This window comes from Candidatus Limnocylindrus sp. (assembly GCF_040397215.1).
Lineage (GTDB): Bacteria > Chloroflexota > Limnocylindria > Limnocylindrales > Limnocylindraceae > Limnocylindrus.
This window is the reverse complement of the sequence record NZ_JBBAWK010000023.1, coordinates 1-10,120: the sequence shown is the minus strand read 5'-3', so window position 1 is coordinate 10,120 and position 10,120 is coordinate 1. Positions and strand designations below refer to the sequence as shown.

At 64.0% G+C, this 10,120-nt stretch carries 12 protein-coding genes and 1 pseudogene; 5 read left to right on the top strand and 8 right to left on the bottom strand.

The window, feature by feature from the left end; translation table 11 throughout:
* The 3 genes from AC3LCN_RS05400 to AC3LCN_RS05390 form a co-directional block, all read left to right on the top strand.
* Positions 1-776 (top strand): helix-hairpin-helix domain-containing protein (locus AC3LCN_RS05400; protein WP_488649049.1); only part of this gene is annotated, 776 nt, incomplete at its 5' end.
* A 32-nt stretch (positions 777-808) separates the two neighbouring features.
* Positions 809-2,320 carry a citrulline utilization hydrolase CtlX gene (gene ctlX / locus AC3LCN_RS05395; RefSeq protein WP_488649048.1) on the top strand — a complete coding sequence of 504 codons (1,512 nt, stop codon included), beginning with the start codon at positions 809-811 and terminating at the stop codon, positions 2,318-2,320.
* Between the two features lie 117 nt (positions 2,321-2,437).
* Positions 2,438-2,833 carry a hypothetical protein gene (locus AC3LCN_RS05390; RefSeq protein WP_488649047.1) on the top strand — a complete coding sequence of 132 codons (396 nt, stop codon included), beginning with the start codon at positions 2,438-2,440 and terminating at the stop codon, positions 2,831-2,833.
* A gap of 111 nt (positions 2,834-2,944) precedes the next feature.
* On the opposite strand, the gene AC3LCN_RS05385 is transcribed toward AC3LCN_RS05390, so the two are convergent.
* From AC3LCN_RS05385 to AC3LCN_RS05370, 4 genes are all read right to left on the bottom strand, one after another.
* Entirely contained in the window at positions 2,945-3,874 is a 930-nt protein-coding gene (locus AC3LCN_RS05385) for an ADP-ribosylglycohydrolase family protein (RefSeq protein ID WP_488649046.1), read from the bottom strand.
* Entirely contained in the window at positions 3,864-4,091 is a 228-nt protein-coding gene (locus tag AC3LCN_RS05380) for a hypothetical protein (protein ID WP_488649045.1), read from the bottom strand. Before AC3LCN_RS05380 ends, AC3LCN_RS05385 begins: the two co-directional genes overlap by 11 nt.
* Positions 4,088-4,471, bottom strand: a complete 384-nt coding sequence (locus AC3LCN_RS05375) for a hypothetical protein (RefSeq protein ID WP_488649044.1) — start codon at positions 4,469-4,471, stop codon at positions 4,088-4,090. The genes AC3LCN_RS05380 and AC3LCN_RS05375 overlap by 4 nt, the downstream gene beginning before the upstream one ends.
* 109 nt (positions 4,472-4,580) lie before the next feature.
* Positions 4,581-5,126 (bottom strand): 3'-5' exonuclease, encoded by a 546-nt coding sequence (locus tag AC3LCN_RS05370; RefSeq protein ID WP_488649043.1) that lies wholly within the window; start codon positions 5,124-5,126, stop codon positions 4,581-4,583.
* A 36-nt stretch (positions 5,127-5,162) separates the two neighbouring features.
* On the opposite strand from AC3LCN_RS05370, the gene AC3LCN_RS05365 reads away from it, so the two are divergent.
* Both AC3LCN_RS05365 and AC3LCN_RS05360 read left to right on the top strand, forming a co-directional pair.
* Complete coding sequence (locus AC3LCN_RS05365) at positions 5,163-5,945, top strand: TSUP family transporter (protein WP_488649042.1); 783 nt, start codon at positions 5,163-5,165, stop codon at positions 5,943-5,945.
* Complete coding sequence (locus AC3LCN_RS05360) at positions 5,942-6,481, top strand: DUF998 domain-containing protein (RefSeq protein ID WP_488649041.1); 540 nt, start codon at positions 5,942-5,944, stop codon at positions 6,479-6,481. The genes AC3LCN_RS05365 and AC3LCN_RS05360 overlap by 4 nt, the downstream gene beginning before the upstream one ends.
* Here the strand turns inward: AC3LCN_RS05360 and AC3LCN_RS05355 are convergent.
* From AC3LCN_RS05355 to AC3LCN_RS05340, 4 genes and pseudogenes are all read right to left on the bottom strand, one after another.
* Positions 6,478-7,233, bottom strand: coding sequence for a TetR/AcrR family transcriptional regulator (locus AC3LCN_RS05355; protein WP_488649040.1), 756 nt, complete (start codon positions 7,231-7,233; stop codon positions 6,478-6,480). The genes AC3LCN_RS05360 and AC3LCN_RS05355 overlap by 4 nt on opposite strands.
* A gap of 116 nt (positions 7,234-7,349) precedes the next feature.
* Entirely contained in the window at positions 7,350-8,054 is a 705-nt protein-coding gene (locus tag AC3LCN_RS05350; protein ID WP_488649039.1) for a TetR/AcrR family transcriptional regulator, read from the bottom strand.
* A gap of 63 nt (positions 8,055-8,117) precedes the next feature.
* Entirely contained in the window at positions 8,118-9,848 is a 1,731-nt protein-coding gene (locus AC3LCN_RS05345; protein WP_488649038.1) for a phytoene desaturase family protein, read from the bottom strand.
* A pseudogene (locus AC3LCN_RS05340) lies at positions 9,848-10,120 on the bottom strand (amine oxidase); the annotation flags it as partial. The gene AC3LCN_RS05345 and the pseudogene AC3LCN_RS05340, both read right to left, overlap by 1 nt.

Sequence of the window (10,120 nt, the reverse complement as noted above, 5' to 3'; positions counted from 1 at the left end):
TTGGCGACCTGCAGCCGATCACCGTTGATCCGTTCATCGTCACGCCGACCGATGCTGAACGCGCGATCGCTGGATCGCAGCGCGCGCGGGCCGCGGCGGTGCGACTGGGGCTGAACATGGTGCGCGGCGTGGGCAGCGCTACCGCGCGTCGGCTAGTGGCGGAGCGAGAACGCGGCGGGTTGTTTCTCAGCCTCGATGATTTCGCGCAGCGCACCGCGCTGCCGCTGAGTGCGTTGGAGCGCCTGATTCGCGCCGGCGCCTGTGACACCTTCGGCGTGCCGCGTCGCGACCTGCTCTGGCAGGCGGCCGAGGCGGGGGCGGCACTCCCGCTCCCTACCGTCGCCGCGCCGAGCGAGCTCACCCCCGTGAGTGCCATCGAGGCACTGAGCGATGCGCACGGCCTCGTTGGTGCCGACCCAAAGCTGCAGCCGATCGAGCTCTGGCGTGAGCGCCTCACCGCCACGGGCACGTTGACGGTCGCAGCCCTGCGCCATCAGCCGCCCGGCCACGCCCGCATCGCTGGCCTGCTGCTGAGCCGCCAGCGCCCGCCCACCGCGCACGGCACCGTCTTCTTGGCGATCGAAGATGAAACTGGCATCGCCAACGTCACCATTCGTAACAACGACTGGCCGCGCATGCGCGATGCCGTGCGCGGCGCATCGCTCCTCCTTATAGAGGGGCGCCTCGAGCGCACCGGTGAGGTGGCGAATCTCGTGGCCGAGCGGATCGCCCCACTCATTGCGGGAAGGCTCGGACGCAGGGAGCGCGTAGGGTGAGGTAGCCGAACGAGTCGCTATCCTGCATCTCTATGGGTGCAACGCTCGCCGTCTGGATACTGCTCGTGCCGATCGCGGCACTCCTCACTCCGTTCGTGGTGCTTCCCCGCTTCGTCGCACTTCGCGACCGACAAGAGGTTCGCATCGCCGCGGCAGGTGGGCTCATGGCAGTTCTCTACGTAACCAACGCCTTCTCCGTCACCGGCTATACGCGTGCCGCCGTTGGAGGTGAGGTGATTCGCCTCATTCCGCTCCTACAGTTTGACAGCGCACTTCTGACTACCACCTGGATCCCCGACCAGCTGATGATCGGTGTGACCTCCATGCTGTTCATTTCGGTGGTCTTCTCACGCAATCTGCGCAACGCTTCCTTGTATACCTTGATACTCATTGGCGTCGGCATTGAATCGAACCAGGCGCTGGCCAACATGTCTGGCATCACGCCCCCATTCCGCATCGACATTCATGACGTCGCCATGCGCGCGGCAGGGATCGCACTCAGTCTGCTGGTGGTGCAGCGGCTGCGCGACCGACTCATCGCCCGCGAGCAGATCCTGCGTCGTGCCAGTGCTGCCCCAATTGCGCATGCCCAATCGCAGGCGCCGAGCGCGGTGCTGATGGTTCGACCGCGAACCTTCCAGCCGAATCCAGAGACGGCCGCCGACAACGCCTTCCAGTCGGCGGGCGTTACCGACGTTGCAGAGCGACAGTCGGTCGCCGCGCAGGCCCAAATTGAGGTGGCCGCCGTTGCCACTGCCCTCCGCGGCGAAGGTGTCGCGGTGCTCATGTTCGAGGATCGGGAGGGGATCGACACCCCCGACTCGGTCTTCCCCAACAACTGGATCTCGACTCACGACGATGGGCGGGTGGCGCTCTACCCGATGGCGACCCCCAGCCGCCGCCGCGAACGCCGCAACGATGTGGTGGAGGGGCTCCGCGAGCGCTACGACGTTTCGCAGGTGCTCGACCTGAGCCCCGTTGAGCTGGAGGGGCGCTACCTCGAGGGGACCGGCGCCCTGGTGCTCGACCATGTACATCGCATCGCCTACATGGCGCGATCGGGCCGAGCGAGCGAGGCGGTCCTTGACCAGTGGTGCGAGGCGATGGGCTACAGCGCCGAAGTGTTCGACACCGTTGACCAGGCGGGGCAGCCGATTTACCACACCAATGTCGTCCTCACCATCGCCACTAACTTCATTGTGGCGGGGCTCAACAACATCCCCGACCCCGCCGAACGAGCACGAATTGCCGCCCGATTGGGCGAGGCCGGGCGCGACATGATCGAGATCGATCAGGGTCAGGTCGCCGAGTTTGCAGGGAACGGACTGGAGCTGAGTGGCAGCCGCGGACACCTCTTCGTCCTCTCATCGCGCGCCCTCGCCGCCCTCCGTTCCGACCAGATCGCCGCCATTGAAACCTCGGCCCACATTCTGGCGATCGGCATCCCGACCATCGAGCGATCGGGGGGCTCGGTCCGTTGCATGTTGGCGGGGATCCACCTGCCACCGCGCCAACCCGACGCCCCAACGACTCCCGCCGCCTAGCCCTGCGCCGCCGCTGAACCACTACGTGCGACGACCGCTTCACAAATGCGCGCGAGTCTGGCACGCTATAGGTCGTCCGGGCGACCAACGCCTGGGGAGTTTAATGAGGTGAAACACATGGCAGTTGCCAAGAAGAAGAAGGTCGCGAAGAAGGCTGCAGTTGCCGCCGTCGCCGCCGTCGTTCCTGCCGCCCCGAAGAAGGCTGCGAAGAAGGCCGTGAAGAAGGTTGCCAAGAAGGTCGCGAAGGCCGTCAAGGCTGCTCCAAAGGCCGCGAAGAAGACGGTGAAGAAGGTTGCCAAGAAGGCTGCAAAGAAGGCTGCTCCAAAGGCCGCCAAGAAGGCAGTGAAGAAGGTTGCCAAGAAGACCGCAAAGAAGGCCGCCAAGAAGGCTGCTCCAAAGGCAGCTCCTAAGGCGAAGAAGGCCAAGAAGGCGAAGAAGTCGAAGAAGGCAGCTCCTAAGGCTGCTGTTGCGACTCCTGCCGCTGGTACCGGCTGGAGCATCTTCGGCAAGTAAGCCGAATCGCATCGCGCGTTCGCGCGCGACACGCGACGTTCGTTAGAACGCAAGAGGCCCCGCACCGCAAGGTGCGGGGTCTCTTATTTAATTGCTGATTACTCCAATTCGTTACCCGCGATCACCAAGCTGGTGCGCCAACGTGTCGACGATGAACCAGCCCGGAGCGGCGCGCATCGCCACCATCCACTCTTCGGGAATAGCGGCGGCACCGTACTGAATGCCGGCGAGCCCACCGGCAATCGCGGTGGTTGTATCGGTGTCGTGCCCGTATGAGATGGCTAGTTCGACAACGTCGCGGAAGCTGCTCCCCTGCTCGAGTGCCGTGAGGGCGCTAAGGAGGCTATCCGCCACGTATGCCTGTCCGAGCCCATCCTTGTGCACCAGGCAGCTGGCGATCAACTCTCGCCTCTCGGGGGTGCTGGCGTAGAGGTCGCCCAGCGTTGCCACCGCCCAGTCGATCGCCCGGCGCGGCGCCTCACCGCGCAGCAGCGCCCGTGCCACGAGAACGTAGATGGCTGAGGCCACCACGACGCGCGGATGGGCGTGGGTGACTGCGGTTGCCGCCTCGGCGCGAGCAACCAGATCTGCGTCGCTTAGGTCGCGACCCATCAGCGCCACTGGCAGGATGCGCATCAGACCGCCGTTCGACTGCGCCCGGTCGCCGTCGCTCCCGGCGCGTGCCGCAGGGGTACCGGCACGAATGCGATCAAGTGCCGCCGTGGTGGCGATGCCCGAGTCGAAGCAGACGCCGGTCGCGGTGTACTGCGCATCGTCAAACCAGGCCAAGAAGCGCCGGCCCTGATCTTCGAGATCCCAGCCAACTTCAAGGAGCGACTCGAGCAGTGCAAGTGTCATGGAGCCGTCGTCAGACCAGGTTCCTGGTGGCTGCTGGAAAGATTTGAATCCCGCAGCGGGCGTTGGTCGCGGCGCGGTGTTCGCTGGTTGGAACTCCCACGGCACACCGATCGCATCGCCCACGATTACTCCAAGCAGCCCGCCGATGAGGCGCTGTCGATCGTTCGGCTGACTATCCCTCACTGATCAGTACCCACTCACCGTCACGCATGAGCTTCGCCTCGCAGCCGAGGCACTCAAGCTCCGGGTCGCTGCCCGTTACGACGCAGCCGCCGAGAGAGACGAGGCCCATCTCAGAGTCTCGCCGCAACTCCACACCAGGAAGGCCGTACACAATCGGTACGAGTTTTGCCTTTGTACAGATCGGACAGGTTGAACCTTTGTGCAGCGTCTTGCTCATGAGATCCTCCGGCGCTTCGCCGTGCGGTTCTTGAGGATGTTGATCAGTGCCTTGGGGAGCGATGGCGGTGTTGCCGGTTCGAGGGGCCGTGATCGCGGCGTTCCTGGTGGCAGGTATCGCCCGAACGAGGCGGCGAAATCGATCTCCTCCGACTCGGTTGCCGCCTCTTCGAGGAAGACGGGGGTGCGGGCCTCGAGCTTGTTGATGAGATCGGCGATCTCGGCGCTCATGGGGGCGGCGGTGATCAGCAGGCGCTCGCTGGGGTAGCCCCAGGCGCAGTAGGCGGTCTCACCTGCCACATAGACGCTCATGAGGCGGCCACGCTCCTTTGGCTCTTCGTTGGGAACATCGGCGCGGACTCGGCTAGGGGTAGGTCGCATTGGGACTCCTTCCGCAATAGGGTCGGCGATTGGCAGCGCCTTCGCGGACCCATCACCTGCACACCGTACCTGCCACCTGTGCCAACAGAATGGCACGGCCTTTTGGGGCCTAAAAGCCGAGTCGGACCATCTCAATGAAGATGCGTCCGGCGGTGCGGGCGTCGGTCTCGGCTCGGTGCGGCTGCCCCTCGACCTGAACGCCGAGCTCGCTCGCCGCCTCGCTCAGCTTCGGCCACTTCTCGGTCTCGGGAACCAGGCTCAGCATGGTGCAGTACTGCTTAGAGGGCGGAACGAAGACGCCGAGCCAGCGCAGGCCGTTGCGGTCGAATTCCATGTTGTGAGCCACGACCAGCTCAACTCCCTGGAGGGCATCGGTCATCTGCTGTCGTGCCACGCCGCGATCGACGCCTGCGACATCGATCATCTCGGGGGTGATCTTGGTGAGGTTGATGATGAATTCTGAGATGGGCGTCTCTGGGTAGACCAGGGTCGACCAGGTGCTCACCTCGCGCGACCCCTCATAGATCACGGCGGCCGCCTCAATCACGCCGGTAGTGGGATCGCGGCTCCAAATTCCGGTCGTCTCAAAGTCGATCGCCGCCCATCGCGCCGGGTGGGTTCGCTGAAAACGGTCGGTTGGTGCTGCCAGGTTCATGGGGCGATTATGCCGCCTTCGGGCTACGATGCGCGCATGGAACTCCTCCTCCTCGCTCTTCTTGGGGCCGGCGCCTCAGCGATCACGATCGTATCGGGCTTTGGGCTCAACACGGTGCTCGTGCCCGCATTTGCCGTGCTCTTCCCCCTCCCGTTGGCCATTGCGGCGGTGGCGCTGGTGCACCTGATCGTCAGCGCCATCAAGGTGGTGATCTTCCGGGCACACATCAACCGGGCCATCGCCCTGCAGTTCGTTCCGTGGGCGATTCTCGGCGGCATCGCTGGCGCGCTCCTCCTTGAGCTGCTTGGCGCCGTACCAGTCATTACCTCGTATTCGCTATTCGGCCTCACGAAGTCGATCACGGCGGTCAAGCTGGTGGTCGGCGTCACGATCGCCGTGCTCTCGCTCTATGAGCTGCGCCGCGGGGCTGAGACGGCGGGCATGAGCTCGGTGGGGATTAGTGCCGGGGCACTTGCCTCAGGATTCTTCGGCGGCCTCTCGGGGAACCAGGGGGCGATCCGAAGCACGGTGCTCATTCGCGCCGGCCTCACCCCACTCGGCTTTGCCGCAACGGGAGCTCTCGCCGCAATCGCCATCGACCTGACTCGTCTGGTCGTCTATGGCACGGCGGGGAGTATCTCGAGCATCCTTGCCGACGGAGCGATTCGCGAGGCAATCATCGCCGCGACATTCGGCGCGATCCTCGGTGCCCTCGTTGGGCGCCGGCTTCTTGCGGCCATGAGCAGTGATCGACTCCACCTAGTGGTGGGGTGGAGCCTTGTAGCTGGTGGTCTCTTGATCGGCACGGGGGCACTGTGATTCGGCGGCTTGTGCACGGCCGAACCGCCGAGCGACTGGTGCTCTTCGGCGCCGGAGCAATCCTTGGCTGCGACTTCCTTGATCAAACGCTTGATGCGCGTATCTACGCCGCATCAGAGCACGCCATTGGCAAGGCCTCGTGGCTCTTTCACCTTGGAGTTGGCGCGATCTTGGCCGTTACATTGCTGCTCCTCGCTCGGAGTTGGGGGGTGAAGGGTCGACGAGGCATCACACGCGCACTGATCGTTGCGGCAGTGGGAATCGTTGGCCTCGTTGTCTTTCCCACCGATCCGGGCTGGCAGGTTGTTAGCGTGCCAGGTCGGCTACACCCAACCTTCGCATTGATTGCTGCGGGGAGTCTGCTGGTCGCTGGCTCGCGACTGGCGCACCCGAAGCGACTGATCATCGATACGGTGCTCCTCTACGGCGCAGGAATTGCTGGGTATTTCGTTGGCGGTGGTGGCGGATCCGCGGAGCGGGCCTCGCTCGCGGTCGTTGGGGTGCTGCTCTTCTTGGCAGCGCGGCGGAGCCGCTAGACCGACTTCGTTCGAGTTGCGGCACCGCTTAGGCCGCTCCTCTTCCCCAAAATGCGCAACTTCATCTCAACGATGGCGCGCTGCGCCTCTTGTGAGCCACGAATGACCTCACGCAGCGAGGTGCTCTCAATCGGCCCGTACATGTGATGCCCACGTGCGGTGCGCAAGATCGAGATGGAGAGGAGGCGAATCTCGGCAGCGGTCATGCCTACGCTCTTCAGGTACGGAGTTACCCACTGGACGCAGCGCTCAACGTTAGCCTCAAACAGTAGGCGCATACCTTCGCGGCCGACCTTCGTCGACTCCACGTAGCGAATCACCTCCCACATCTCCCTCTGCTTGAGGTGGAACTTGCAGCCAGTCTCCACCACCTCATCGAGCTCGTCGGACCAGGTTGCGGCGGTCCAGGGTTGGGAGGTGGAACTCATCACACTCGTCCACCAGGCACCGGCCCAGGTTTCGTAGAGGTCGAAGAAGATGGCGTCACGGTCATCGAAGAATTGGTAGGCGGTGCCGGCTGCGATCTTCGCCTTCGCAGCGACCATCTGCATGGTCACGCTGCCCACCCCCTTGCTGTTGGCGAGCTCACGCGCCGATTCCAGGATCACGCCACGCGTGCGCAGCGAACGAGCCTGCCTCGGGATCCGTCGTTGACCGCCGGCCCAGGTGGCGAGAGGGAACGGCGCAGGTGGAAGGGCGCCATCGGGTGCGCTGACGATCTTCCCCTTGGCGAGACGGGTTTTAGTAGGCATGTGCGTACCATTGCATTACCGCACGGACGCTCACGTATTATTTGAATGACTTTCGAATTGCCCTGTTAGCGCACCACGTACTGTGAGCATGCCTCTTATTATTGGTGCGCTGTCAACTACGCTGACTTGTATCGCCGCAGGTATTCGACGATTATTGCGCGCTGTGCGGCGAATGAGCCCTCAACAACATCGCTGAGCGCTGACGATACGAGCGCCGCAAAGATGTGGTGGCCTCGTGCGGTGTAGACATTGGCTCGGCTGATGAAGGCAATCTCTTCGCCCGAGAGTCCTGAAGCCGCAAGGTAAGGAGACGAAGAGCGAATGGTGCGATCAATCTGGGCGGCGAGCATCAGTGGTGCGGCAACTCGCCCTTCGGCAGTGGCGTCTACATGGCGAATGACCGGCCATGCATCGGCATGCTTAAGCAAGAAGTTGCAGCTGCCTAAAATCAGGCCCTTCAGCTGCTCCTCCCATCGCTCGGTCCATAATTCGCTCGTGTGCATAAGGATGACGCTCCACCAGTCGCGGTACCACTCCTCATAGATATCGCGGTATACGCACTCCAGATCATCGAAGAACTGGTAGGCAGTGCCGCTCGCAATACCGGCACGCTGCGAAACGAGCTGCATGGTGACGCCGCTGATGCCGTTCTCGTTTGCGAGGGTGCGCGCTGCGTCGAGGATGAGCCTTCGCGTAGCAATCGACCGCTCCTGCTTCGGCTCATGCCTAACATCGGTACGCCAGTTGACGAGCGGGAAGGAATCGGGCTGCAGGCCGCCGTCGGCTGTAATCAGGTCGTTGGGTGCAGAGGTGGCTGCCATATCGCTATGTTCGCACATGCACCACGCAGATACTTGTGAGCCTTTATTAGAATCGGTGACTGACTACTCCGCAGCGCGACGCAGGTGGCGGATCAGCTTCTCGGCGGCATTCGCTCCTGGGGCGCCCGTGACGCCACCACCCGGATGCGTGCCCGCGCCAGAGAGGAAGAGGCCATCAATCGGCGTCTCGTAGCGGCCGATGCCGTAGAGCGGGCGCCACTGCGCAAACTGGTCAAAGCCCTCATTTACATGCATGGCGTGCCCGCCTGTTGCGCCCCAGTCGCTCTGCAGGTCGGCGGGCGTGATGAGTTGGCGCGCCACGATGTGGCCGCTGATTCCTGGTGCGACAGATTCGAGCACCGCAACGGCGCGATCGGCGAGCGTCTTGCGCGCGTCGGCGGTCCATCCGCCCTTCAGGTCGACCGGCGCGTACTGCACCACGGCGCTCAACAGGTGGCGCTTGTCGTTGGTGAGGCTCGGGTCGATCAGCGTTGGAATCATCGCCTCAACCACAGGCACCTCGCTCATCTCGCCATACTTGCTGGAATCAAACGCGCGCTCAACCCCCAAGATGTCGCTGAGGATGGTGATGCGGCCACGCAGGCGTACCTCTTGCTCGGCGGCAGATCCGGCACTCGGGAAGGCTGGAAGCTGGTCGAGCAGAATGTTCAGCTTGGCGGTGACGCCCGTGTTGCGCGTGGCGCGCAGACGGCGGCGCAGCTCAGGGCCGGTAGCCTCCACGCCCAACAGATTGAGTAGCGTGCTCTTCGGGTCAAGAGTCGAGAGCACATACGGCGCAATGATCTCTTCGCCGCTCGCTAGCGCCACGCCCGTGACGCGACCGTCGCGCTCGGTGATCGCGGTGACCTGTGCGCCGGTACGAATCTCGGCACCGAAGCCGCGCGCTGCATCAGCGATCGCACTGATCAGTGCACCTGGGCCGCCGATCGCTACAACTGTTTCGCCCGAGGCGCCGCCGTCGGCGCCGTCGCCCGTGATGCTGTCGAAGAGGAGTGTGGCGCCGGTGCCTGGCGAGATTGGCCCGCTGGCGTTGTAGCGCGAGCCGCGCCACGAGATCAGCGCTTCAAGATGTTCGTCGTTGATGTACTCGTTGACAAGGTCCGAGGCGGACATTGGCAGCATGCGCAGGATCTCGCGGCCGTCGCCCTCTTCGAGGCCAGTGAACGGCGCGCGGAAGGCGAAGCCTGCGAGCAGCTCGGCGACCGACTTGCCGCCGTCGAGATCGGGCGGGATGCCGTCGAGCACCTTCTCAAAGTAGGCGCCGACGCGGCGCATGCGGCCGTCAAGCTTCAGGTAGCCGGCGGCTGTTTTTTCACCATTGACTCGTGTAGCGAGTTCGGCAGCGGTGCGCTTGGCGTCGCGCCAGAGGGTGATGGAGGTGCCGTTGGTTGGATGCGGCGCAAAGTTGCGTGCCTCAGGCTCGACGAGCTTCACCTTGCCTTGCAGGCCGAGGTCGCGGGCGACGCGCGGTCGGAAGCGACCCACGGTATGCGAGAGCATTGGGGCGCGCACGCCATCGACATCGCCGGTAAGCGCCATGCCGCCGAGTTCGGTGCGCGCTTCAACCAGAATGGTTTTCACGCCAGCGCGCGCCAAGTAAGCGGCGGCAACGAGTCCGTTATGTCCGCCGCCGATCACCACCACGTCGGCGGTGGCGGCGGGCTTTGCGGCGCGCGGCGCCTTCTGCACTTTCGGAGGCAGTTCGGCTTTGGCCGTGGCTTTTGGCTTCAGCGTTTTCGGCGCAGCCTTCGGTGCGGACTTCTTGGGGGCCATTACGCCTCCCCTCGCTTGCTCTTCAAGATCTCGAGAGCGGCAAGTCGGCCAGGGGCCCCCATGATGCCGCCGCCCGGGTGGGCCGAGGAGCTGGCGAGCCAGTAGTCGCGGATCGGAGTCTTATAGCGGGACCAACCGCTCACCGGTCGGTTGAAGGCCATCTGCTGCACCAGGATCTCGCCCTGAAAGATGTTTCCCTCGGTGAGGCCGATGGTGCGCTCAAGGTCGAGCGGGGTCATGATCTGGCGCCCCACGATCTTGTCGCGGAAGTC

Coding starts and splice junctions, on each gene's coding strand:
- AC3LCN_RS05375 (WP_488649044.1), bottom strand. CDS start 4,471: ATGCGACCTACCCCTAGCCGAGTCCGCGCCGATGTTCCCAACGAAGAG.
- AC3LCN_RS05380 (WP_488649045.1), bottom strand. CDS start 4,091: ATGAGCAAGACGCTGCACAAAGGTTCAACCTGTCCGATCTGTACAAAG.
- AC3LCN_RS05365 (WP_488649042.1), top strand. CDS start 5,163: ATGGAACTCCTCCTCCTCGCTCTTCTTGGGGCCGGCGCCTCAGCGATC.
- ctlX (WP_488649048.1), top strand. CDS start 809: ATGGGTGCAACGCTCGCCGTCTGGATACTGCTCGTGCCGATCGCGGCA.
- AC3LCN_RS05370 (WP_488649043.1), bottom strand. CDS start 5,126: ATGAACCTGGCAGCACCAACCGACCGTTTTCAGCGAACCCACCCGGCG.
- AC3LCN_RS05390 (WP_488649047.1), top strand. CDS start 2,438: ATGGCAGTTGCCAAGAAGAAGAAGGTCGCGAAGAAGGCTGCAGTTGCC.
- AC3LCN_RS05345 (WP_488649038.1), bottom strand. CDS start 9,848: ATGGCCCCCAAGAAGTCCGCACCGAAGGCTGCGCCGAAAACGCTGAAG.
- AC3LCN_RS05355 (WP_488649040.1), bottom strand. CDS start 7,233: ATGCCTACTAAAACCCGTCTCGCCAAGGGGAAGATCGTCAGCGCACCC.
- AC3LCN_RS05350 (WP_488649039.1), bottom strand. CDS start 8,054: ATGGCAGCCACCTCTGCACCCAACGACCTGATTACAGCCGACGGCGGC.